This is a genomic window from Rubellimicrobium roseum (genome assembly GCF_006152145.1).
In the GTDB taxonomy this organism is placed as follows: Bacteria; Pseudomonadota; Alphaproteobacteria; order Rhodobacterales; family Rhodobacteraceae; genus Rubellimicrobium; species Rubellimicrobium roseum.
The window spans coordinates 1-22151 of record NZ_VDFV01000056.1 but is presented as its reverse complement, the minus strand read 5'-3'; the positions used below and the strand labels follow the sequence as shown (position 1 = coordinate 22151).

Here is a 22151-nt window from a genome sequence, read left to right as displayed (position 1 = left end):
TCCTGCCCCCGCAACCAGATCCCAGACAAACGGCGGCCCCGCACGGGCCGCCGTTTGCATTTGAGGCCCCCGTGGAAGCAAGAGGGGCCGAAGTCCCTCATGTCGCTTCGAAAAACGGTGCCAGCCATGAGCCTTGCTTCCAGTGCCGATCGATTGGGATAATCCCATCGATACCTGCCGGGACTCCGCTGTCAAAGGCGAGCTCTCGAACATCGACTGCGACGACATCCAGTACCGGCCGCTGTTCGGTCATGAGCACGAATTCGGTAAGAGCGCGTCTGCGATCGCCGCCGGATCCGGCCGAACCTGCGGCCAGACAGGAGAGCCCAAAGCCACGGTGGCCGCGAGGCATGCCCTCAACCATTGGCCCATCCGCGCGCGTCCGTTCATCCAAAGGTTGCTCCTATTCATTTCCAGCCCCCCTGTTATCTGATCCCACCCCTCCTGTCGTGATCCGCCGGATGCGTCGTTGCGCCAGATCAGGGGTCAGCTACCACCCGGACGCCCTCCGCGATCAGGTCGCTCGGGTGGAGGATCACCGCGTCGTCGGGCTCAAGGCCCGATCGCAACTCGGCCCAGTCCGCGTTGCGCCGGCCGATCTCGATGAGAGCGATGCTGGCGCGGCCGTCCTCGACACGGAACACCGCCCAGTCCTCGCCACTGCGGAACAGCGCGCCGACGGGGACAGCAGGGAGGCCCTCGCCCCGCCAGACGCTGATGCGCGCGGTGACATGGTAGCCGTCGCCGAGCTCGGCCCAGTCCGAAGGCTCTCCCTCGAGCGCGAGGATCGCCGTCACGCGCTGCTCCTCGATGCCAAGCGCGGACACGCGAGTGAAAGCGGAGGGTTCGATCCGGGCCACGTGGGCGGGCAGCGAGGAGCCGCCCCAGCCTTCCACCACCGCAGGCGCGCCTTCCTCGACGCGCACGGCGTCGGCGGACAGGAGCTCCACGACGACCTCGATGTCGCCCAGATCGCCGATCTCGACCAAGGGGGTCCCAGCCGCCACGACCTGCTCGCTTTCTGTCAGGACCCGGAGAATGCGGCCAGAGGCGGGGGCCACCACCTCGACGCAGCAGGTGCCCTCACTGCTCGCGGGCGCGTCCTCGATCAGCGCGGCTCGCGCGCTTTCCAGCTCCCGCTCGCGTACGAGGAGGTTGGCGCGGGCACTTTCGAGGGCGGCGTTGGCGGCGGTGGCATCGAGCCGGGTCTGCTCCAGCGCGCGCGCAGGAATCGTGCCGCGGTCGAGGAGCGCGCCGGTCCGTTCGAGCTGGGAGGCGGCGAATTCAACTTGCGCCTCGGCCCGCGAAAGCTCGGCCCGCGCGAGGCCGAGAGCGGCCTCGGCGGCGTCGCGCGTCGCCTCGGCGACCCGGCGGGAGCGAAGGTCGAGCGGAGCGGGGGCTGCCGGGCTGATCCTAGCCACGACAGTTTGGCCGCCCATCACCGCATCGCCGGCATGCAGATCGAGCCGGGACATGCGGCCGGGTACCGGGGCGGAAAGGGTGAAGACCTCGCGGATGCGGCTCCGGCCTTCCTCCTCCACGAGGACCTGGATATCCTGGAGGCTGATCGCGGCGGTCTCGACAGGGATGGGCCGCGGCCAGAGGGCCCAGGCGAAGCCGCCCGCGACAAGGAGCAGGAGGGCGGCCCAGAGGAGGCTGCGGAGCATGGTCATTCCCTCGTCTTCAGGACTTCGATCATATCGAGCCGGGCGATCCGGCCTCGGACGAGCAGGGCGGAGGCGAGCGCCGCGCCCAGGACGATCAGGCTGGCCCGGGCATAGACCTCGGGGCCGATCACCAGCGGGATGCGGTAGAGCTCGGAGCCGAAGCCCCGCACCACGGCGACCGCAAAGCCCGTGCCGACGAGCCATCCGAGCGGCTGGGCAAGGAGCGTCACGACCGCGATCTCGCCGTAGAGGATGGCGGCCACCTCGCTGCGGGTGAAGCCTAGGACGCGGAGGCTCGCGAGCTCGCGGCCCTGTTCGGAGAGCGAGATGCGTATAAAGTTGTAGACAACGCCAAAGGCGATGATGCCGGCCAGCACCGCGAGGACGGAGATCATGATCGTCTGGTTCTGCGCCAGCGTTTCGCGGAACTTGCGGAGCGAGAGGCTCTGTATCGTGAGGAAGCCCGACCCCGGCGTCTCGCGGACGTCGGCGTAGAAGGCGTCCTCCTGCGAGGGGTCCAGGGCGATGCGCGCCCCGGTGAAGACGGAGCCCTCGCCGAGCATCCGGTTGACCGTCTCGAGGCGGCCCGACGCGGACAGGCCGAGATAGCCCAGGCTGATCTCGCGCACCGGGACCGAGAGGGTGCGCCGGTCTCCCTTTAGGAGCTCCAAGGTCACTTGGTCGCCGATCCCCACGCCCAGGATGTCGGCCAGCGCCTCGGACAGGACGAGCCCCTGCTCGGGCACCTCCATCGGCCTCTCGTCGGCGGCCAGAAGGCGGGACAGGTCCGACCCCTCGGGCAGGCCCAGGATGGCGATCCGACGCGTGACATGGCCACTGCCGATACGGGCGTCGGCGACGCGGAGCGGCTCGGCCCGCAGCACGCCGGGGAGGCGGCGGACCTCGTGGATGGCGGCCATGGGCGCGAGGCCGGAGAAGACGACCGAGACGTCCTGTCGGTCCATGCGGAAGAAGCTGAGGTCGATCATGCGCTCGCCCGAGCCGAAGCTCCACAGGGAGCCCACCAGCGCCGCCACGGCGAGCGAGATGCCGAACACGCCGCCCAGGGTCCGCAGGGGCCAGCGCAGCAGGTGGCGGACGACCATGACCGAGGTCTGGCGCGCCTGGAGGAGCTGCTCGACCGCCCCGCCCCAGAAACGGCGGTAACGGACCGGGGCAGGTGGCGCCATGGCGACCGCCGGTGGGAGCCACGCCACCGTGCGTACGGCGTTCACCGCCCCCAGCACCGCCGCGGCCGTGGTGACCAAGGCGGCGATGGCGTAGGTATCGGGGCTGCGGCTGAAGAGGAGGAAGGGGAAGTCGAAGAAGCGCGCGTACATGCCGGCCAGGCCAGCGCCCATCCAGGCGCCGGCGGCCCAGCCCGCCGCAATGCCAAAGGCTGCAATCGCCAGGACGAAGCCCACGTAGTGCCGCACGATGGCGCCCGGTCCGTAGCCCAGCGCCTTGAGGAGACCGATCTGCTCGCGCTCGAGCGCCACGAGACGGCCCAACGTCATGTTCACCAGCAATGCGGAGACGAGAAGAAAGATGGGCGGCAGGACGCGGGCCATGCCGCGCAGCTGCTGGAGCTCGGCGTCGAGGAAGGCATGGGAAATCTGTTCCTTGCGCCCTGTGGCGCCCGTTCCGCCATAAGGTTCGAGTAGGGCGTCGACTTCGGCTATGACGCGCGCCTCCGAGGCTCCGGTGGCGAGCTTCACGATCAGGTTGTCGAAAGCGCCTTCAAGATCCCGGACGGCGGCGAGGCCCTCTCCGGGTATCCAGGCGATGCCGAAGCGGCGGGGGTCGGGCATCATGTCGCCGGGCCCCAAGGCGTAGATGAACTCGGGCGAGATGGCGACGCCGGTCACCGTGATCTCGCGCGTGCGGCCGTCCATCAGGGTGCGCACCTTGTCGCCGGGGACGAGCCCGTGAGCTTCGGCGAAGCCCTGGGAAACGACCACCTCGTTGAGGCGGTTGGGGTCCGGCATCCGCCCCAGCCGGAGGTGCAGGCGGTTGAGCCCGTCGTCGCTGGGCGTCGAGACCAGAAGGAGGCTGCCCGGCTCGGCCATGCCCGGCATGTCGAGGATAGCGATGCGGAGGATCCGGCCCTCGGCGTCCAGCACACCGGGGATGTCCTCGATCCGCTCGAGGAGGCTGCGGGGCGCCCGGGTTGCGTTGGCGAAGATGTCGGCGAAGCGGTTGGCTTCGTAGAAGGCGTCTCGCGTGCGTTCCAGCGAGGACACGGCGCCCACGCCGAGGACCAGCGTCGCCACTCCCGCCGCCATCACCAGCGCAATGGCGAGAGCCTGCGCCCAGAGGCGGCGCAGGTCGCGAAGGAGCTTGCGGTCGGGGGGGACAGGCCACTCACCAGCTTACCTCCGAGGGTGCCTTGCGGCGGGCGTTCGTCTCGACGCCCAGGATGGCCCCGTTACCGAAGCGGACCACGCGATGGGCGAGATCCTGGATCGCCGCGTTGTGGGTAATCACGAGCGTGGTCGCCCCGGTCACCTCATTGACCCGCATGAGCGCCTCGAGGACCTTCACGCCGGTCGCCGGGTCGAGCGCACCCATGGGCTCGTCGCAGAGGAGGACTTCGGGGTTCTTGGCAATGGCGCGGGCGATGGCGACGCGCTGCTGCTCGCCTCCCGAAAGCTGGGCGGGGAAATGGTCAATCCGCTGGGCAAGGCCCACCATCTCCAGCGCCTCCTCGGCCTTCATGGGCCGACGCGCGATCTCGGTAACTAGGCGGACATTCTCGCGGGCCGTCAGCGAGGGCATGAGATTGTAGAACTGGAACACGAAGCCCACATGGTCGCGCCGGTAGCGGGTGAGGCCGCGGTCATCGAGCTTCGTGATCTCCTGGTCCATGAAACAGGCGCGGCCGGAACTGGGCGTGTCGAGCCCGCCGATGATGTTGAGGAAGGTGGACTTCCCCGACCCCGAGGGGCCGAGGATGACCACGAACTCGCCCGCCGTCGCTTCGAAGTCCACCGCACGCAGGGCCTGCACCTCGACCTCGCCCGTGCGGTAGGTCTTGGTCAGAGCCTCGGCGCGGAAGACCGGCGGCGCGGCCACGGGCTCAGGGCACCAGCGACACGCGCCCCTCAACCCGGCCGGCCAGGAGGTCGCCGAAGACATCGTTGATCGCATCCAGCGGGCGGGTGGACACGTTGGCGCGCACCTTGCCCTCGGCGGCGAAGGCGATGGATTCGGCCAGGTCGCGGCGGGTGCCGACGATGGAGCCGCGCACGGTGATCCGTTTGAGCACCACGTCGAAGACGGGCGTGGGGAAGGTGCCGGGCGGCAGGCCCACGAGGCTGACCGTGCCCTTGCGACGGACCATGGCGAGGGCTTGGTCGAAGGCCGGCAGCGACACGGCGGTGACGAGCACCCCATGCGCGCCGCCGTCCGTAGCGCGCAGCAACTCCTCCACCGCGTCCTGGCCGCGTCGGCCGTCCACGGCGAGGTCGGCCCCGAGCTCGCGGGCCAGCCGGAGCTTGTCCTCGCTCACGTCGAGCGCCGCCACGTGGAGGCCCATGGCCTTGGCATACTGCACGGCGACATGGCCCAGGCCCCCGATCCCGGAGATGACGACCCACTCACCGGGCCTAGCCTCGGTCTCCTTGAGGCCCTTGTAGGTGGTGACGCCCGCGCAGAGAATCGGAGCCATGGCGACGAAGTCGGGGTTCGGGGGCAGGCGTCCGACATAGGCCGCGGTGGCCAGCACGTATTCGGCATGCGCGCCGTTGACCCCGTAGCCACTGTTCCTCTGAAGGGGGCAGAGCGTCTCCCAGCCGGTGGTGCAGAACTCGCAGCGCCCGCATGCGTCGTGGAGCCAAGCCACGCCCACCGGGTCGCCTTCCTTAAGGTCCGTGACGCCAAGCCCGAGCGCGGCGACCACGCCCGCGCCCTCGTGACCGGGGATGAAGGGGAGGCTGGGCTTGACCGGCCAGTCGCCGCGCGCGGCATGGAGATCGGTATGGCAGACGCCGCTGGCCATGACCTTGACCTGCACCTCGCCCGGACCGGGGGTGGGTACGGGAACCTCCTCGATCACGAGGGGCTGGTCGAAGGCGCGGACCACGGCGGCGCGCATGAGGTCGGGCATGGAAGGGTTCCTCCAGAAGCCTTGCTGCCAGGGTCTTAGCAGCCTCCTCGGGGCCGCAACTTGATCCGGATCAAGCTTGGTCGCCGACGTGAGCGGGGGGGCGGCAATTGCCCGCGGCGGCTGGCGGGTTGATCCCGATCAAGGATGCCTCTCTGACTCTGTGGCAAAGATCGGGCACGACAACCAGACAGGACGGGGTTGCGGGCATGGCGGCAGGAGTCGGACGGCGGCGTGTCCTCGGGCTGCTCGCAGGCCTTGGAGTGGCCGGGGCGGCGGCGGGCTGGCTCGGGCTCCGGCGGCCCGAGGCGCCTCCCGGGCGGCTGACCTGCGGTGAAGAACGGATGGACATGGCGGGACGGGTTCTGGTGGCCTACGCGACGCGCGCGGGCTCGACGGCCGAGGTCGCGGAGCGGCTCTGCGCCCGAGGCCTCTTGGCCAAGGCCAAGCCGGTGGCGAAGGTGGTGGATCTGGCGAGTTTCGACGCGGTCGTCTTGGGGAGCGGGACCTACTACGGTGCTTGGCTGGGCCCCATGACGGCCTTTGTGCAGGCGCAAGCCGATGGCTTGCGCCGGATGACGGTCGCCTTCTTCACGATGCACATGCAGAACCAAAGCGACGCGCCTGAAGCAAAGGCGGCGCGCGAGGCGTACACGGCCCTGGTCCGCGCGCTCGTCATCCTCGTCGAGGAGGCCTTCTTCGCTGGTCGCGTCGAGCCCGCGCGCCTGAGCCTCCTCGAGCGCCTCGCTGTACGGTTCGTGGGATCGCCCGTGGGCGACTTCCGTGATTGGCCCCGCATCGAGACCTGGGCCGACGCGCTCAGCCCGCGCTTCGTTCCTTTGAAGGTTCCCGCATGAAGACCCGTCTCATCCTTCCCCTCGCGATCCTGGCAGTGGTCGGTGTCTCGGCCGGGGTGGTGGCCACGCGCCCTGGCGCCGATCTTGCCGCCGAGTTCAGGCTGCGCTTGGCGGAGCTCCGACCTGGGCCCGAAGGCGCGCCCCTAACCGAGGCTGACGTCGCGCGCCTGCCTGAGCCCGTGAGGCGCTGGCTGAACAGGTCGGGTGCGCTAGGCCGACCGCCGGTAACCATGGTCCATACGGTCTTCGAAGCCACCCTCTACAATGCGCCGGGACGTCCGGGGATGAGCGGGATCGCGCATCAGGTGGACGTCTTGGACCCGCCCCGGCGGCTCTTCTTCATGACGACCCGGATGAACGGCCTGCCGGTGGCTGTGCTCCACGACTACACGCCCGAATGGGCCGGGATGCGGGTGCGGGCGGCCCGGGCGTTCAACGTGGTGGACCGCTGGGGCGCGGATTTTGCGCGCATCGAAACGGTGACCTTCCTCAACGACCTGTCGGTCTTCGCGCCCTCGGCGCTGGCGGGGCCCGGGTTCGAGTGGACCCCCGTCGATGACCGGAGCGCACAGGTCGCCTACACTGTCGGGCCGAACATTGTGACGGCGACGCTCTTCTTCGACGAGACGGGCGACCTTGTGGACTTCGCCTCAGACGACCGCGCCGACATCTCGGCCGGGGGCGAGCCGCAGCGGATGCGCTGGACCACGCCGCTGTCCGACTACCGTGAGATCGCCGGGCGGCGCGTACCTGGCCGGGGCGAGGCAGTCTGGCACCGCGAGGACGGCCCGTTCGTATATGGCGAGTTCACGATCCGGGACATGGCCTTCAACCGGCTTCTGGAGGTCGAACGATGACCGCTGGAGCACTCGCCGTCGTGGGGCGCCGGGACCGGGACGGCCTGGGCCTTCGGGCTCTGGGCGCCTTCCTCGGGCTGACCTATTTGCTCTCCTGGGGCGACATGGCGGCCTATCTTTTCATCCCGGGAGTGGCCGGGTTCGTGGGCGAGGTGAGCAACAGCCACCCGCTCTTCGTCCTCGCGGTCTATGCCCCGGCGATCTCGGCCATCGTCTTGGTCCTCGCCGACGGAGGACACGCCGGGCTAGGGCGGTTCCTCTCTCGCCTCGGCCTTTGGCGCGCTCCCGCAGGCTGGTGGGCGTTCCTGATCCTGGGTGTGCCGGCGATCTATGTCGCGGGCGCGGCGCTCGGCAATGGCCTAGACGAGTGGCGACTGCCCAAGGGGCTGCTGGGCGCCATGCTCTTCATGCTGGTGCTGGGCCCTGTGGAGGAGTTCGGCTGGCGGGGGTTCATGCTGCCGCTCCTGCAAAGGCGGATGGCGCCGCTCTGGGCGGGCCTGTTGGTGGGCGTGGTCTGGGGAGTGTGGCACCTGCCGGCGTTCTATCTCGGCGGCACGGTGCAGAGCGAGTGGGCGTTCCTGCCCTTCTTCCTGGGCTCGGTGGCGCTCAGCGTCATCTTCACGGCGCTATTCAACGACGCGCGGGGAAGCCTTCTCCTTCCGGCGCTCCTGCATCTCCAGGTCAACAACCCGCTCTGGCCCGATGCGCAGCCCTGGGACATGGCGCTCTTCGGCTTCGCGGCGGCCCTAGTGGTCTGGCTACGCCGCGAGCGGATGCTGTCGCGGGAGGGCGGGGCGACCGGAGTCATGGACAATCGGGGAGAACGGACAGCATGACCCACGATCCCGCGGCCGAATGGCAGATCGAGCCGGTGGACAGGCCCGCGCAGGGACGCGAAGTCGACCGGCTCCGCTTCCTTCTCCGCTACGCCATTCTCGCCCCCTCGGGCCACAACACCCAGCCTTGGCTGTTCCGGGTGAGGGGCGACCGGATCGAGCTCCTCGCAGACCGGACGCGCTCCCTGCCGGTGGTGGACCCGCGCGATCGTGCGCTCATCATCTCCTGCGGGCCGGCGCTGGGGTCGCTCCGCGCTGCGATGCGCCACTTCGGGCATGCGGGTCGGATCGAGTTGCTTCTCGCAGGGAATGATCGTGACCTCCTCGCCCGCGTTGGCTTTGGAGCATCCCATGCGCCGAGTCCGGCCGAAAACGCACGCTTCCAAGCCACCACGCGGCGGGCCTTCGCGGAAGAGCCGATGCCATGCGGGCTCGGGTCCGAGATCGAGGCGCTGGCCCGCGCCGACGAGGTGACTATCGCGGTAATCGCCGAGCCTTCCGCCAAGGCGCGCATCGCGACCCTCGTGGCCGAAGGGGACCGTGTCCAGTTCGCCGACCCGCGCTTCCGGCGCGAGCTGGGGGATTGGGTCCATTCCCGCCGCGCCGCCACGCGCGATGGCCTCTCGGGGGCGGCGTTCGGGATGCCCGACGCCCTGTCCCCGGTGGGAGGGCTGGTGATCCGCACCTTCGACCTAGGCGACGGGATCGCCGCCAAGGACGAGCAGATCGCCACGGGCTCGCCAGCGCTGCTTGTGGTGGCGACGCCGGGGGACGGCCCGCGCGACTGGCTGCTGGCCGGCATGGCGCACATGGAGGCGCTGCTCGCCGTCACCGCCGTCGGGCTGACCGCAGCCTATCTCAACCAGCCGGTGGAGGTGGAGGATCTCAGGCCACGTCTCAGGGACGTGGCAGGCGTGGATGGTCATCCTCAGCTCCTTCTGCGCATCGGGCAGGCCCCGGAGATCCCGCCTGCCGTGCGCCGTCCGGTCGAGGAGGTCCTCATCGACTGACCGCTCGGGGCACGGGCGGGACTTGACGGCAACGGAGGCACCGATGAAGCGAACTTCCCGAATGACGATCTGCCTCGGTGCGGCCCTGCTCGGAGCGACCGCCGCCTTGGCGCAGGAGGAGCTCCTACTCACCGACGTGCAAATCGTGGATGTCGCGGCGGGCACGGTCACACCTGGGCAGGACCTCCTGATCCATAACGGCACCATTGCGGAACTGGGGGAGAACCTCGCGGCCCCTGAGGGCGCGGAGGTCTTCGACGCGATGGGGGCTTTCGCCATCCCTGGTCTCTGGGACATGCACGTCCATGTCTTCTCCAGTCCCACGGAGCCCGACACGGCCTTCGACATGTACCTCCTCAACGGCGTGACCGGCATTCGTGACATGGGCGGGCTCCTCTCCCTGGAGGAGCAACGCCGCATCGCCGCCCAGGTCGAGGACGGCACCCGGCGCGGCCCTCGCGTGATCCCCTCGGGTGCCTGGGTGGACGCGCCCCCGGGCTCCTGGCCGGGTATGTATCTCGCGGCGACACCGGGGGAAGCCCGTTCGCGCGTGCGGGAGATCGCCGCCCTGGGCTGGCCCGCCGTTAAGTCCTACTCGATGCTCGCGTCCGGCACCTACCGGGCGCTCGCGGCCGAGGCCGAGGCCATCGGCCTGCCCCTCGTGGGCCACATCCCCGAGGCGGTCACGCTGGGAGAGGCCATCGCTGCCGGGCAGAACGGGATGGAGCATTGGGGGCGTGTCACCATGGCCTGCTCCACGGCCGAGGCGGAGCTCGTAGCCATCGTCCAGGAGGCGTTGGCCTCTGCCGACCCTCGAAGCGCCCTGATCGCCGCGATGCAGGGCCACAACGCCCGGGTGCTCGAAACCTGGGACGAGGCGCTCTGTCGCGACACAATGTCAGCGATGGCCGGGGCAGGACTTGCCGTGTCCCCCACGCTGGTGGTGGCCGACTTTTACGTCGGCGCGCGGCCCGGACCGGACGCGCTCCGAATGCGGGTGCTGACGCCCGAGGTCCGCGCGGCCTGGGAGCAGTCCGACTTCCGGCTCGAGGCCATTACGGACGAGATCTGCGCCATCGCCGACCAGTCGATCGCGCTCGACCACCGGACCTTCCTCATGGCGCACGAGGCAGGGGTGCCGATCCTGGCGAGCACGGATGCCTCCTACGCCAATCCATGGATCTTCCACGGCTTCTCGCTTCTCGACGAACTCGACCGCTACGTGGAGATCGGGCTCACCCCGCAGGAGGCGCTGTACACGGCCACCGTTGCCCCGCCGGTGTTCTTGGAACTGCTCGACCAAGATGGCACGCTGGCCTCGGGGCGGCGGGCCGATATCGTGCTGCTGGCCGCGAACCCTTTTGAGGGTCTTGCCACGCTGCGCGAGCCGGTTGCCGTGATCGCGAAGGGACGGCTCATCGACAGGGAGGCGCTGGATGCGATGACGGAGACGCTCGTCGGGCAAGGCGGCTGAACGCGGTTGAGCGGCGGAGGCGCCGCGCAGGCCGCTGACTAAAAGGGGTGCTCAGAAGAAACTTGATCGCCGCGCCGAGTATCCTTCTCCGGGTCGCCCAGGATCGCGCGCCAGCTACAGTCGCCAACATCCAACCCCCGGCCGGAATGTGCCCGCATGCGCGTCGCCGTGTTCAGCACCAAGCCCTATGACGAGCAGTTCCTGTGCAGGGCCAAGCGGGAGGCCTAGCATGACCTGTGCTTCGTCGAGGCGCCGAGACCGTCTGGTGGCACGTCGGCTGGTCTCTTCGTGTGGGACCACTGGAGGTTCCCTTAAGAGCTGGTTTCGAAACGAGCCACTGAGGGCTTTGTGGCAGATGAGGGCGGCGGCGAAGGAGTGGAAGGCTGCCCAGATGTCCTGCCTGCGCTCATAGCGGACGGTAAGGCGGCGGAAGCGAGCGGACCAATCCAGGGTTCGTTCGATCACCCAGCGATGGCGGCCCAGGCGCTGGCTGCTGTCGATCCCGCGCCGGGCGATGCGGGGCTTGATCCCGCGTGCGCGACAGTCCCGGCGGCAACGGACGTAGTCGTATCCCTTGTCGGCTTGCAGCTTGCCTGGACGCCGACGCGGGCGGCCTTGGCGACCCCGCACGGGCGGGATCGCGTCCAGCGTAGGCACCAGCCCCATGCTGTCATGAAGATTGGCTGGTCTGAGAAACAGACCCAGCGGCACTCCGTTGCGGTCCGTCACAAGATGACGCTTGCAGCCCGCCTTGCCCCGGTCCACCGGGCTCGGGCACGTCGCCTCGTCCCCTTTTGGGCTGGCACGCTGGCGCTGTCGAGGCAGGCTCGGCTCCAGTCGATCCGTCCGGCCTCGTGCAGCCGCCGCAACATCTCGGCATGCAGCCGATCCCAGACTCCGGCAGCCTGCCACTCTCCCAGCCGTCGCCAGCAGCTCACGCCCGAACCGAAGCCAAGCTCCTGAGGCAGCATGCGCCAAGGAATGCCGGACTTCAGCACGAACAAGATGCCGGACAGCAGCGTACGGTCGTCCAGCGGCTTGCGCCCGCCCTTCGGGCGCGGCTTGCGAGGTGGAAGAAGCGGCGCCACCGCCGCCCAGAGATCGTCAGAGACAAGGGGCTTCATCGGCCCCCTATGCACCCATGAGCGTCGTTTTGAGACCAGCTCTAAGCCGCTGCCATTGGAAGCAGTCACGCGAACCGGGATCACTCTGTCTTGCAGAATATGTCGTAGAGAAGCCCGATCATTCGTTTGGATCTCTCGTCGCCTAGGCCGTAGTAGATCGTCTTGCCCTCGCGCCGGGTCGTCACCATCCCTTCGTGACGCAGGCGGGCGAGCTGCTGCGATACGGCCGCCTGTCGCGCCCCCAGGACCTCCTCGAGCTCGCCCACGGACTTCTCGCCGGAGGCAAGATGGCACAGGATCATGAGCCGCTGCTCGTGGCCCAAAGACTTGAGGAAGTCGGCCGCCTGGCTGGCGTTGGCCGCCATGCGGTCGAGATCGGCTCCGCCAAGACGTCCGGCAGGCGCATCCGTGCCGTCGGTATTGTCGGACTCGTCGCTCATCGGGGCCTCGTCGGTCTTGGCGCTCTCGCGTTTGGTCATGGCTGCTCCTATCGACAGCGGCCCGTATTGCTTGCTCAGAATCTGTTCACCGGGATCTTGAGATAGCGCTGCCCATCGTCTTCCGGCTCGGGCAGCCGCCCGCCCCGAAAGTTGACCTGAAGGGCATGGAGCATCCGGTCGGGCAAGTCGAGCGTGGCGTCCCGCGCCTCGCGGACGTGGACGAACTCTTCCTCGCTCACGCCACCGCCGACGTGTTTATTGTGCTCACGGTGCTCCCTGACCGTGGCCTCCCAGGCGGGCTCCTTGCGCTTCTCGGTACCGTAGTCGTGGCCCACGAAGACGCGGGTGTCGTCAGGCATCGCCGGAATCACCTGGAGCGAGCGGTAGAGCTCTCGCGCCGAGCCGCCAGGGAAGCCGGCCCGGGTGGTGCCGGCATCGGGCTGCATGAAGGTGTCATGAACGAACGCCGCGTCGTCCACGACATAGGTGACCGAGCCGAGCGTGTGACCGGGCGAGAGCATCACGCGGATCTCCAGATCACCCAAGCGCAACGTCTCACTCTCGGACACGTGGCGGTCAAAGGTGCGTTCGGACTCGAACTCGTCGTCCAGGTTGTAGATCTTGCGCCAGAGCTTCGCGATGTCGCGTATCCTCTCCCCGATCACCGTGGGCGCGCCCGTCTGCTCCTTCAGCCAGGCCGAGGCCATGAGGTGGTCGGCATGCGGGTGGGTGTCGAGGATCCAAGCCAGGGCCAGCCCCTCGACCTTGAGCGTGTCCAAGGCCCACTGCGCGCTTTTCGTGGAGGTCCGCGCGTGCCTGGGGTCGAAATCGAGCACGGGGTCGATGAGGGCCGCCTGCTTCGTGGCCTCGTCGACGACGATGTATTCGATGCTGCCGCTGTCGGGCTCATAGGCCGCGATCACGCGGGGGCTGCCGGGGCCTCGGGATGGACTGGTCTTGCTCAGCATGAGGCTTTCCTTGGTTTCGATCGGATGGCCAGTCCCGCGCCGTCATTCGGCGGCGGCTTCGGCCGGATTTGCGCCCGAGAGCGCGCATGGCGTCGAAGTGGGACAGGAAGACGCGGCCGGTGAGATCCCGGAGGAAGGTCGTCCGTTCCAGTCGGTCCATCACAGGGCCTTTCACCTCCGAGAGGTGCAGGGCGATGCCGGCGTCCTTGAGGCGATGGTTGAGCTCCTCCAGGGTCTCGAGGCCGCTGAAGTCGATCTCGTTCACGGCCGAGGCCATCAGGACCACGTGCCGTACCGGCGAGCCCGCGATGCGGCTCAGGATCCAGTCTTCGAGGACGCGGGCGTTAAAGAAGGTGAGGCTCTCGTCGATGCGCACCGACAGGATGGCGGGATCTGTCTCCACCTGGTGGCGGCGGATGTTGCGGAAGTGCTCCGTGCCGGGGACGCAGCCCACCTCGGCGATGTGGGGACGCGAGGCCTTGTAGAGGTACAGGGCCAGCGACAGCAGCACCCCCGCCGTCACGCCGGCTTCGACCCCGAACCCGAGCGTGAGCAGGATTGTCACAGCCACGGCGGCGAAGTCGGCCTTGGAGTAGGCCCAAGCGCGGCGCAGGATGCCGAGGTCCACGAGGCTCAGGACAGCGACGATGATGGTGGCGGCCAGGGTGGCCTGCGGCAGGAAGAAGAGGAGTGGCGTCAGGGCTAGGGCCGCGACGAGGAGACCGATGGCGGTGAAGGCCCCGGCAGCCGGCGTCTCGGCGCCCGCGTCGAAGTTGACGACCGAGCGGGCGAAGCCGCCCGTGACGGGCATGCCTCCAGTGAAGGATGCACCGATGTTGGCGGCACCCAGTCCGATCAGCTCCTGGTCGGGAACGATGCGCTGGCGCTTCTTGGCGGCGAGCGTCTGGGCTACGGAGACGGACTCGACGAAGCCGATGACGGAGATGAGGAGCGCGGGGACGGCGAGCGCGGTGACGAGGTCGAGGGAGAGCGGTGGCATCGTGAGCGGCGGGAGGCCCTGGGGCACCTCGCCCACGATACTGACGCCCCGCTCCGAGAGGCCCAGGGCCCAGGCAAGGAGTGTCGTCGCGACCACGGCCGCGACGGGACCCGCCTTGGTGACGACGCCGGCGGCGCCCGCCGAAAGCCCCAGCCGAAGGAGCGCTGGCTTCAGCCCCGTGCGCACCCAGAGAAGGAACGCCGTGGCGGTGGCGCCGATCGCCAGGGTCCATAGGTTGGCCTCGCCGACATGCTCGCTCAGCGACGCGACCATCTCGGGCAAGGTGTCACCCCTCGCGGGGATGCCCAGGAGGTGCTTGAGCTGGCTGATGGCGATCAGCAGCCCCGAGGCGGTGATGAAGCCCGCGATGACCGGATGCGACAGGAAGTTCGCGAGGAACCCCAGGCGGAGCACGCCCATCAGGACCAGGAAGGCCCCGGACAGGAGAGCGAGGGTCAGGGCGGCCGCGACGTAGCCCGCCGTCCCCTGCTCGGCCACCGTCCCAATGGCAGCCGCCGTCATCAGCGAGACCACCGCGACCGGGCCGACCGCCAGCGCCCGGCTCGTGCCAAAGACAGCGTAGAGCACGATCGGCGCAATGGAGGCGTAGATCCCCGTTTCAGGCGGCAAGACCGCGAGCATGGCGTAGGCCAGCGACTGCGGCACCAGCATGATCGTGACGATCATCGCCGCGAGGAGGTCGCTCGACAGCGCCTGCCGGTCATAACGACGGCCCCAGTCGAGAATGGGCAGATAACGGGCAAGGGATCGGGGGCTCATGGTGGTGTCCTTGGGAGGCCTGAAGGCGTGAAGAGCACCGGGCAGACCGGCCCCGGTGATCGGCCGGCTCCGCGCCTAGAAGGCCGGAGCCGGCAAGGTCGTCGAGCTTAGCGGCCGGTCATTGCGGCCAGCGCCCCGGCGCGGCCGCCCGACCGGCAGTAGGCAAAGACGGGGCCGGGCAGCTCATCGAGGGCACGGGCGAACGCGGTCGCCTGGACTTCCCCCGGCCGGCCAGAGACCGGAATGTGACGGGTTTCCAGTCCGTGGGCCCGGGCCGCCTCGGCGATCTTGGCGAACGAGGGCTGGCCGTAGTCCTCGTCGTCGGGGCGGTTGCAGATGATGGAACGGAAGCCCCGAGCCTTGAGCTCGGCCAGGTCCTCGGGGGCAATCTGCCCGCCGATCGAGAGCCGCTCGTCGAAAGTCTTGAGCTGCATGATGATGTTCCTTCGATGGGCGTGAGAGAGGAGCCGCGGCCTTAGAGCCCGTTAATCGGCACCTTGAGCATGGGCCGCCCCGAATTGTCGGTGGGCACCTCGCCCGCGCGCATGTTCACCTGAAGCGAGGGGATGATGAGCTTGGGCATGGCGAGCGTCTTGTCGCGCTCCTGACGCAGGCGGACAAACTCTTCCCTGCTCTTGCCCTGCCCGACATGGACGTTGTGGGCCTTTTCCTCGCCCACGGTGGTCTCCCACTGGATGTCGCGCCCGTTCGGGGCGTAGTCGTGGCACATGAAGAGCCGCGTCTCGTCGGGAAGGGCGAGCACCCGCTGGATCGAGTCGTAGAGTACCCCCGCGTCGCCGCCGGGGAAGTCCGCGCGCGCCGTGCCGCCGTCGGGCATGAAGAGCGTGTCGCCCACAAAGGCCGCGTCGCCCACCACATGCGTCATGCAGGCCGGCGTATGCCCCGGCGTGTCAAGGGCATGGGCCGTCAGGCTGCCGATGCGGTAGCTGTCGCCGTCGTCAAAGAGCCGGTCGAACTGACTGCCATCGCGCTGGAACTCGGTCCCTTCGTTGAAGATCTTGCCGAAGGTGTCCTGGACGACCTTGATCTTGGACCCGATCCCGATCTTCCCTCCCAGATGCTGCTGGATGTAAGGCGCGGCCGACAGGTGATCGGCGTGGACATGAGTCTCGATGAGCCACTCGAGCCGGAGGCCGCGCTCCTTGACGCGGGCAATCAGCGCATCTGCGTGGTCGTAGGTGATCCGCCCGGCGGCGTAGTCGATGTCCATCACCGAGTCGATGATGGCGCAGGCGTCCGAGTTCGGGTCCTTGACGATGTAGCTGATCGTGTTGGTGGCCTCGTCGAAGAAGCCCTCGACGTCAGGCTGCACGGACAGATCGGGGGTGAAGGGAAGCGGTTGCATGGCAGGATCTCCGTTGCTGGAAAGAAAGGAGGACGTGGCCGCGAGCCTCTCAGGCCCGCACGGGAAAGGCATTGATCTGCCGCAAGGCGAGGAGCCGGGCGGCGACCATGCCCAAGAGCATGGCAGTGACGAACAGCAGAGCCTCCGGACGGCCGGTGCCAAGTGCGGTGAAGGCCGGTCCGGGGCAGAGACCGACCAGACCCCAGCCGATGCCGAAGATCGCAGGGCCCACGATCACCGGCGCCTCGATCCGGGTCTTGTGCGGCAGGTGGAACTGCGTGTCGAATACGGGCTTCGGCCGGCGCAGCACCAGGCGGTAGCCTACGAACGTCACGGCCGTGGCGGCCAGAAGCACGAAGGCGAGGCTCGGGTCCCAAGTGCCCGACGGAATGGCAGCGAGGTCGAGGAAGTTCAGGACCTTGGCTGGGTCGGACATGCCCGCGACGACGAGGCCGAGTCCGAACAGGAGGCCAAGGAAGAACTGCACGTGAATGGACATGGCAGGCCTCAGAAGACGTGGCGGGCGAAGAAGACGGTCACGATGGCCGTGGTCATGAATGTGCCGACCGCGACGAACGACCGGGCTGACAGTCGCGAGAGCCCGCAGACGCCGTGGCCGGAGGTGCAGCCTGCCCCCCAGACCGAGCCGAAGCCCACGAGCAGGCCGGCGAAGAGGAGGAGCGGGGCGCTCGACTCCAGCGTCACCTGCGGCTGGACGCCAGTCGCGAGGAGCCAGGCCGACGGAGCGGCGATCAGGCCCAGGATGAAGGCCACGCGCCCGCGGGTGTTGGAATCGAGGTAAGGCGGCAGCAGGCGGACCCCGATGCCGCTGATGCCGGCGATGCGGCCCAGGAAGGCCATGAGCAGCACGGCCGAGAGGCCGATCAGCGTGCCGCCGACGAGTGAGGCAAAGAGCGTGACGTCGGTGGGGGTCACGGGCGGGATCCCTTCGAGAGGAGGTGTGGCCGTCGAAGGCCGTAGCGGTTCAAGAGCGTTGGGGTGGCCCAAGGCTGGCTGCTTGGGTCGGCCTCCGATCACAGGCGCATAAATATTATAATACTTGAATATATCAAGTGGACCCAAGGACGTTCCTCACGCAGGGCTGCGGCCTGTCTGTTGCCCGTCCCGCGCGGCGGCAAGCCGGCCGAAGGCCAGCCCGCCTGCCTGGCTGCGTGCCTACCAGAGCCCCAGCTCGGGTCCGCCCCCGGTGTCCGGCTCGCCCAGGCTGGCGACCGACGCCCCGGCCTCCGTGACCGACCCACCCATTTCTGGCAGCGGATCGATCAGCGCATTCGGGCTTCGCATGCCTTCCCTACCTTCCTCGGCCGAGAGCACCACCACGCGCGTGTTGCCCTCCAGCCGCTGGTGAAGATCGATGATGTCCAGCTGGAAGAGCCGCATGCATCCGACCGAGGTGGCCTCCCCAATCGACCACTGCTGCGGTGTGTCATGGATGCGGTAAAGCGTGTCCTCGCCGTCCTGGTGTATGTAGAGGGCGCGGGCGCCGAGCGGATTCTCGGGGCCGCCCGGCATGCCGTTGCGGTGCGGCCCGTAGAGCTCCGGGTTCTCGGACAGCATGTTCGACGTGGGCGTCCACCGCGGCTACACGCGGGCATAGGGGACGATCCCCTCGCCCGAGAAGCCGCGGCCCTGATCACCGACGGCCACGGCGTAGCGCATGGCCCGGCTGCCCTCGAGGATGAATTAAAGGTAGCGGGCATACGGGTCGACGACGATGGTGCCTGGGGGCTCATTGGTCCAGTAGTCCACCTCTTGGCGGATCTTTTCCTTGGTCAGGTACTGGGGATTCACCGCCGGGATCAGGGCATCCCCGTGCTGAACGGGCCCGTACATGGCCCGCTTCTCCGGGGTGAGCGCCCGTGAGGCGGGTTCAGGGGGCACGTCGAAAGCGACAAGGTCGGGGGTTTCGGCCGGCTCCGGCTGGGCACAGGCAGCCACCAGGCTCAGGGCGGCGAGGCCCAACACGACCTTGGAATGGGACGACATGAAGCAGGTTTCCTTGTGGCTTCGGGGTTGCGTAACCGCGAGCGGTCCCGCACGAACACGCCGCGTCTTTCGGCCCCGGCCTTAAGCCAGGTTTAAGGAAAGCCGGGCAGGACGCCTTGCCCGTGTCACTGCCCCTGAGGTCTCATCATGCGCATCCTGATCGTCGAGGACGACGACGTCCTGCGGGATGGCCTCGTGGCGGGCCTCTCGCTCGCCGGCTTCACCTCTGAGGCGGTCGCCACGCGGGCCGAGGGCGAGGCGGCGCTCGAGGCGGGCGGGTTCTCTGGAGTGGTGCTCGACTTCATGCTGCCCGACGGTTCAGGGCTCGACCTCTTGGCTAGGCTCCGCGCCCGGGGCTCGACCTTGCCGGTGCTGATGCTGACCGCCCGCGACCGCCCGCACGACCGAGTGGCGGGTCTCGACGGCGGCGCCGACGACTACCTTGGCAAGCCCTTCGACCTCGAGGAGCTCGCCGCCCGCCTGCGCGCCATCCTGCGGCGTGCGGAAGGCCGGGCTGATGGCCGCATATCTTGGAATGGCCTCCTGCTTGATCCTGCCAAGATGGAGGGCGAGATCGACGGCGAGGTGCAGACCTTCTCGCCCAAGGAGTTCGCGGTCCTGCGGGCCCTTCTGGAGCGTCCGGGGGCGGTGCTGGGCAAGTCCGCCCTCGAGGAGCGCCTCTATGGCTGGCAGGAGGGCGTGGAGAGCAACACGGTCGAGGTCCACATCCACCGGCTGCGAGCCAAGCTCAGGGCCGGCTTCATCGAGACGGTGCGTGGCGCGGGATACCGTCTCGCCCCCGAGGTCCTGAGGAAGATCGTCTGATGTCCATGCGCCTGCGACTGTTCCTCATCCTAGTCCTGGCCACCGGCACCGTCTGGGCCTCGGCCGTGCTCTGGACGCGGGCCCGGACCGAGGCGCATGTCGAGCGCGTCCTTGACACCCGCCTCTCGGAGGCCGCCCGGATGGTGGCCTCGCTCGTCGCTGACAACAGCATCGATCTCGAGGCCGCGGCCGGGGTGGTGGAGGGGGGTGGAAAGGAGACGACCTTCGCGACTGCGGCCGATTACGAGCATCGTCTCTCCTGCCAGATCTGGTCGGTCGAGGGCGGTCTGCTTGGTCAGTCAGAAGGGGCTCCCGACGGTCGTCTCAGCTCCAGCTCGTCCGGATTCAGCACCAGCGAGGTCGATGGGCAAGCCTGGCGCGTCTACACCGCCGAGGACCCCGACCTCGGCATCCGGGTCATGGTAGCCGACACCATGGCGATGCGAGAGAACCTGGTGGGCAGCATCATCACCGCCTTGGTGCTGCCCGCTGGGCTCGTGCTCCCGGCCCTTGTAGGACTGATCTGGATCAGCCTCGGGCAGGGTTTGGCGCCCCTGGACCGGGTGGCCCGCGTGCTCTCCAGCCGGTCGGCCTCCGACCTGACCCCCTTGCCCGACGAACATGCGGCCAGCGAGGTGCAGCCCCTGATCGAAGGCCTGAACGGCCTCATGACCCGCGTCGCCTCCGCGCGCGAGAGCGAGCGCACCTTCACGGCCTTCGCCGCCCACGAACTCAAGACGCCACTCTCCGGCCTCAAGACACAGGCGCAGGTCGCGGCCATGTCCCCCGATCCCGCCACCAAAGACTGGGCGCTCGTACAGATCCAGAAGGCAGTGGATCGCACCGACCGCATGGTCCGCCAACTCCTCGACATGGCGGCTGTCGAGGCCGAAGTGAAAGAAGCTGACGAGCATCCGGGCAGCATTGCGTCTCATCTGGCCGGCGTGGTGGAGGATCTCGCGTCCCTCGCGCGGGTCAAAGGCCTCGCGCTCCATGCCGACCTGAAGGAGAGCTGTGTCCTGCAATGCAGCCGTCCTCTACTCCTCGGGATTGCCGTCCGCAATCTGCTGGAGAACGCCTTTGCGGCCGCACCGCACGGCTCCGAGGTGGCCCTGACCATGCAGCCCGTCGAGGAGGGCCGGCGCTGCGCCATCCGGGTGCGAGACCATGGCCCGGGCATTCCGGCGGATGAGGTGGCCCTGGTCACGCGCCGCTTCGTGCGAGGTCGACAGGCCCAGGGCACAGGCAGCGGCTTGGGTCTCGCCATCGTGGATCTGGCCGTGGAGCGTCTGGGCGGACGTCTTGCTCTGGGCCCGGCCGAGGGCGGGGGCCTTCTGGCCGAAATCGTCCTGCCCTGCCTCTCAGGGCGCAGCGGTCAGGCCATGCCGGATCTCCAGACGAGCTTGGCAAGCTGATCTCAGGTCGCCAGCGGCCGAGCGTCGTCCGCTGACGTCACTCTTGGAGCTCAGGAGGGCTACGCGGCCTCCAGGGCCTGCCGGAGCATGTCGCGCACCTCTCCGGCCGCGCTTGTCAGGTCCTCGTTCTCGATCGCCATCATCGAGGCCACGGGGTCGATGGCGCTCACCTCGAACCCGCCCTCCATCGCGCGCAGGATCACATTGCAGGGCAGCATGGCCCCGACCCGAGGCTCTGCGCCAAGGGCACGGAAGGCCATAGTAGGGTTGCAGGCCCCCAGAATGCGGTAGGGCGCCTCCTAGTTGATCTTCGTCCTCATCGTGGCTGCCACGTCGATCTCGGTAAGAACGCCAAAGCCCTGCGCGGCCACCGCGCTTCGCACGCGGGCATCGACCTCCTCGATGTTGGCATTCGGGAAGACGCGGTTGATCGTGTAGTCCATGGCATTCATCTCCTTCGTGGTCCTTGGCTCTACGGCTTGGTGGCGATCGTGATCCATCTGGCGGTGGGCGGACGGCGTGGCGGCCGGCAGATCCTGTGCCCAGATCATGACGCAGTCCCTTAAGGTTGGCTTAAGCTTCGACGGCCATTCAGAGGCCCTGCATACGGTAGTCCCGCGCCGTCCGTCCGTCCGGCTTTGCCAGAGGTCAGGTCGGTCGAGACACATCCTTGCAGAATCGAGCATGATCCAAGGCCGGACCGACACGGCCGCCGAGCAGGAGAACAACATGAGCCGAGACAAGACCCGCCGGAGTATTCTGTTGAGGGCTGGAACCCTCGTTGCGGGCCTCGCCGCGCCCGCGCTGCTGCGCGCGCAGGAAACCCCGAGCCGCAACGTCTCGGGCTTCGTGCCCCATGACTGGCGCGACCACTTCGGGAGCCTGGGTGCGGGAGCCATCCTCGCCGACACCACCTCCACGTCGCTGCACTATTGGAGTGCCGGCGGATCGGACTACCACGTTTACCCGACCTCCGTGCCAGCCAGCGAGGACCTGACGCGACGTGGCTACACCGAGGTGGTCGAGAAGAAGGTCGCCCCGACCTGGACGCCCACCCCGTCTATGCGCGAGCGGTTTCCGGAGTGGCCGGCCGTGGTGCCGGGCAACGATCCCCTAAATCCGCTCGGGCCCTATGCCTTGTACCTCTCTTGGCAGTACTACCGCATCCACGGCACCCACGACACGCGCAAGATCGGGCGCCCGTCCTCGGACGGCTGCGTTGGCCTCTATAACGAGCATATCACCCAGCTTTTCGACCTCGTGCCGGTAGGTACGCAGGTGCGGATCATCTGAGGCCAATACCACGTCCACGTCTGGTATCGGCGTTGTTGCACAATCTCATGGCGGGTGCTCGCGTAGGGGCTTGGGGCGGCTATGACCTGCTCCCCGGGTCTGGGCCACCCGGCTGGCTGTTCCGGGG

Annotated in this window: 20 protein-coding genes and 3 pseudogenes; 8 read left to right on the top strand and 15 right to left on the bottom strand. The window is 68.4% G+C overall.

Annotation, left to right across the window (positions count from 1 at the left end; all coding sequences use genetic code 11):
* Window positions 1-479: 479 nt before the first annotated feature.
* The 4 genes from FHG71_RS20195 to FHG71_RS20180 all read right to left on the bottom strand — a co-directional run bounded on the left by FHG71_RS20195 (window position 480) and on the right by FHG71_RS20180 (window position 5775).
* The gene (locus FHG71_RS20195) at window positions 480-1667 is read right to left on the bottom strand and encodes an efflux RND transporter periplasmic adaptor subunit (protein ID WP_176559533.1); all 1188 of its coding nucleotides are present in this window, start codon (window positions 1665-1667) and stop codon (window positions 480-482) included.
* A 2-nt stretch (window positions 1668-1669) separates the two neighbouring features.
* The gene (locus tag FHG71_RS20190; protein WP_342777521.1) at window positions 1670-3958 is read right to left on the bottom strand and encodes an ABC transporter permease; all 2289 of its coding nucleotides are present in this window, start codon (window positions 3956-3958) and stop codon (window positions 1670-1672) included.
* A gap of 73 nt (window positions 3959-4031) precedes the next feature.
* The gene (locus tag FHG71_RS20185) at window positions 4032-4742 is read right to left on the bottom strand and encodes an ABC transporter ATP-binding protein (protein WP_246045541.1); all 711 of its coding nucleotides are present in this window, start codon (window positions 4740-4742) and stop codon (window positions 4032-4034) included.
* Window positions 4743-4746: 4 nt separating this feature from the next.
* A complete protein-coding gene (locus FHG71_RS20180) occupies window positions 4747-5775 on the bottom strand; it encodes a zinc-dependent alcohol dehydrogenase (RefSeq protein WP_139083499.1) in 1029 nt (342 codons plus the stop codon).
* A gap of 206 nt (window positions 5776-5981) precedes the next feature.
* On the opposite strand from FHG71_RS20180, the gene FHG71_RS20175 reads away from it, so the two are divergent.
* From FHG71_RS20175 to FHG71_RS20155, 5 genes are read left to right on the top strand one after another with little or no spacing between them, the layout of a single operon-like run.
* The gene (locus tag FHG71_RS20175) at window positions 5982-6629 is read left to right on the top strand and encodes a flavodoxin domain-containing protein (protein WP_139083498.1); all 648 of its coding nucleotides are present in this window, start codon (window positions 5982-5984) and stop codon (window positions 6627-6629) included.
* Window positions 6626-7486 (top strand): DUF6544 family protein, encoded by an 861-nt coding sequence (locus FHG71_RS20170; RefSeq protein ID WP_139083497.1) that lies wholly within the window; start codon window positions 6626-6628, stop codon window positions 7484-7486. The genes FHG71_RS20175 and FHG71_RS20170 overlap by 4 nt, the downstream gene beginning before the upstream one ends.
* Window positions 7483-8322, top strand: coding sequence for a CPBP family intramembrane glutamic endopeptidase (locus FHG71_RS20165; protein WP_139083496.1), 840 nt, complete (start codon window positions 7483-7485; stop codon window positions 8320-8322). Before FHG71_RS20170 ends, FHG71_RS20165 begins: the two co-directional genes overlap by 4 nt.
* Complete coding sequence (locus FHG71_RS20160) at window positions 8319-9332, top strand: Acg family FMN-binding oxidoreductase (RefSeq protein ID WP_139083495.1); 1014 nt, start codon at window positions 8319-8321, stop codon at window positions 9330-9332. Before FHG71_RS20165 ends, FHG71_RS20160 begins: the two co-directional genes overlap by 4 nt.
* Before the next feature lie 43 nt (window positions 9333-9375).
* Window positions 9376-10806: an amidohydrolase family protein gene (locus FHG71_RS20155; protein WP_176559532.1), complete on the top strand. Its 1431-nt coding sequence runs from the start codon at window positions 9376-9378 to the stop codon at window positions 10804-10806.
* A gap of 351 nt (window positions 10807-11157) precedes the next feature.
* Here the strand turns inward: FHG71_RS20155 and FHG71_RS20150 are convergent.
* The 10 genes and pseudogenes from FHG71_RS20150 to FHG71_RS24045 all read right to left on the bottom strand — a co-directional run.
* Window positions 11158-11930 (bottom strand): annotated as a pseudogene (locus FHG71_RS20150) (IS5 family transposase); the annotation flags it as partial.
* Window positions 11931-12010: 80 nt separating this feature from the next.
* On the bottom strand, window positions 12011-12295 hold the full coding sequence (locus FHG71_RS20145; protein ID WP_246045542.1) for an ArsR/SmtB family transcription factor: 285 nt from the start codon (window positions 12293-12295) through the stop codon (window positions 12011-12013).
* A 149-nt stretch (window positions 12296-12444) separates the two neighbouring features.
* The gene (locus tag FHG71_RS20140) at window positions 12445-13338 is read right to left on the bottom strand and encodes an MBL fold metallo-hydrolase (RefSeq protein ID WP_139083493.1); all 894 of its coding nucleotides are present in this window, start codon (window positions 13336-13338) and stop codon (window positions 12445-12447) included.
* Entirely contained in the window at window positions 13277-15118 is a 1842-nt protein-coding gene (locus FHG71_RS20135) for a SulP family inorganic anion transporter (protein ID WP_139083492.1), read from the bottom strand. The genes FHG71_RS20140 and FHG71_RS20135 overlap by 62 nt, the downstream gene beginning before the upstream one ends.
* Before the next feature lie 107 nt (window positions 15119-15225).
* On the bottom strand, window positions 15226-15552 hold the full coding sequence (locus FHG71_RS20130) for a protein tyrosine phosphatase family protein (protein ID WP_139083491.1): 327 nt from the start codon (window positions 15550-15552) through the stop codon (window positions 15226-15228).
* Window positions 15553-15593: 41 nt separating this feature from the next.
* A complete protein-coding gene (locus tag FHG71_RS20125) occupies window positions 15594-16484 on the bottom strand; it encodes an MBL fold metallo-hydrolase (protein WP_139083490.1) in 891 nt (296 codons plus the stop codon).
* A 49-nt stretch (window positions 16485-16533) separates the two neighbouring features.
* A complete protein-coding gene (locus tag FHG71_RS20120) occupies window positions 16534-16983 on the bottom strand; it encodes a YeeE/YedE family protein (RefSeq protein WP_139083489.1) in 450 nt (149 codons plus the stop codon).
* 8 nt (window positions 16984-16991) lie between these two features.
* Window positions 16992-17420: a YeeE/YedE family protein gene (locus tag FHG71_RS20115; RefSeq protein WP_139083488.1), complete on the bottom strand. Its 429-nt coding sequence runs from the start codon at window positions 17418-17420 to the stop codon at window positions 16992-16994.
* A gap of 240 nt (window positions 17421-17660) precedes the next feature.
* Window positions 17661-18068, bottom strand: a pseudogene (locus FHG71_RS24050) (L,D-transpeptidase); the annotation flags it as partial.
* A gap of 120 nt (window positions 18069-18188) precedes the next feature.
* Entirely contained in the window at window positions 18189-18491 is a 303-nt protein-coding gene (locus tag FHG71_RS24045) for a hypothetical protein (protein ID WP_218014177.1), read from the bottom strand.
* Window positions 18492-18638: 147 nt separating this feature from the next.
* Here FHG71_RS24045 and FHG71_RS20105 point away from each other — a divergent pair, with 147 nt between their 5' ends.
* Window positions 18639-19316, top strand: a complete 678-nt coding sequence (locus FHG71_RS20105; protein ID WP_139083487.1) for a response regulator — start codon at window positions 18639-18641, stop codon at window positions 19314-19316.
* Window positions 19316-20731: an ATP-binding protein gene (locus FHG71_RS20100; RefSeq protein WP_246045540.1), complete on the top strand. Its 1416-nt coding sequence runs from the start codon at window positions 19316-19318 to the stop codon at window positions 20729-20731. The genes FHG71_RS20105 and FHG71_RS20100 overlap by 1 nt, the downstream gene beginning before the upstream one ends.
* Window positions 20732-20790: 59 nt before the next feature.
* On the opposite strand, the pseudogene FHG71_RS20095 reads toward FHG71_RS20100, so the two are convergent.
* Window positions 20791-21174: pseudogene (locus FHG71_RS20095) on the bottom strand (DUF302 domain-containing protein).
* 286 nt (window positions 21175-21460) lie between these two features.
* On the opposite strand from FHG71_RS20095, the gene FHG71_RS20090 reads away from it, so the two are divergent.
* Window positions 21461-22024: a L,D-transpeptidase gene (locus FHG71_RS20090; RefSeq protein WP_139083485.1), complete on the top strand. Its 564-nt coding sequence runs from the start codon at window positions 21461-21463 to the stop codon at window positions 22022-22024.
* Window positions 22025-22151: the final 127 nt, after the last annotated feature.

Excerpts from the sequence above, each read along its gene's own strand:
- FHG71_RS20195 (WP_176559533.1), bottom strand. The coding sequence starts at position 1,667 with ATGCTCCGCAGCCTCCTCTGGGCCGCCCTCCTGCTCCTTGTCGCGGGC.
- FHG71_RS20180 (WP_139083499.1), bottom strand. The coding sequence starts at position 5,775 with ATGCCCGACCTCATGCGCGCCGCCGTGGTCCGCGCCTTCGACCAGCCC.
- FHG71_RS20175 (WP_139083498.1), top strand. The coding sequence starts at position 5,982 with ATGGCGGCAGGAGTCGGACGGCGGCGTGTCCTCGGGCTGCTCGCAGGC.
- FHG71_RS20170 (WP_139083497.1), top strand. The coding sequence starts at position 6,626 with ATGAAGACCCGTCTCATCCTTCCCCTCGCGATCCTGGCAGTGGTCGGT.
- FHG71_RS20165 (WP_139083496.1), top strand. The coding sequence starts at position 7,483 with ATGACCGCTGGAGCACTCGCCGTCGTGGGGCGCCGGGACCGGGACGGC.
- FHG71_RS20160 (WP_139083495.1), top strand. The coding sequence starts at position 8,319 with ATGACCCACGATCCCGCGGCCGAATGGCAGATCGAGCCGGTGGACAGG.
- FHG71_RS20155 (WP_176559532.1), top strand. The coding sequence starts at position 9,376 with ATGAAGCGAACTTCCCGAATGACGATCTGCCTCGGTGCGGCCCTGCTC.
- FHG71_RS20145 (WP_246045542.1), bottom strand. The coding sequence starts at position 12,295 with ATGGCGGCCAACGCCAGCCAGGCGGCCGACTTCCTCAAGTCTTTGGGC.
- FHG71_RS20140 (WP_139083493.1), bottom strand. The coding sequence starts at position 13,338 with ATGCTGAGCAAGACCAGTCCATCCCGAGGCCCCGGCAGCCCCCGCGTG.
- FHG71_RS20135 (WP_139083492.1), bottom strand. The coding sequence starts at position 15,118 with ATGAGCCCCCGATCCCTTGCCCGTTATCTGCCCATTCTCGACTGGGGC.
- FHG71_RS20130 (WP_139083491.1), bottom strand. The coding sequence starts at position 15,552 with ATGCAGCTCAAGACTTTCGACGAGCGGCTCTCGATCGGCGGGCAGATT.
- FHG71_RS20125 (WP_139083490.1), bottom strand. The coding sequence starts at position 16,484 with ATGCAACCGCTTCCCTTCACCCCCGATCTGTCCGTGCAGCCTGACGTC.
- FHG71_RS20120 (WP_139083489.1), bottom strand. The coding sequence starts at position 16,983 with ATGTCCATTCACGTGCAGTTCTTCCTTGGCCTCCTGTTCGGACTCGGC.
- FHG71_RS24045 (WP_218014177.1), bottom strand. The coding sequence starts at position 18,491 with ATGTCGTCCCATTCCAAGGTCGTGTTGGGCCTCGCCGCCCTGAGCCTG.
- FHG71_RS20105 (WP_139083487.1), top strand. The coding sequence starts at position 18,639 with ATGCGCATCCTGATCGTCGAGGACGACGACGTCCTGCGGGATGGCCTC.
- FHG71_RS20100 (WP_246045540.1), top strand. The coding sequence starts at position 19,316 with ATGTCCATGCGCCTGCGACTGTTCCTCATCCTAGTCCTGGCCACCGGC.
- FHG71_RS20090 (WP_139083485.1), top strand. The coding sequence starts at position 21,461 with ATGAGCCGAGACAAGACCCGCCGGAGTATTCTGTTGAGGGCTGGAACC.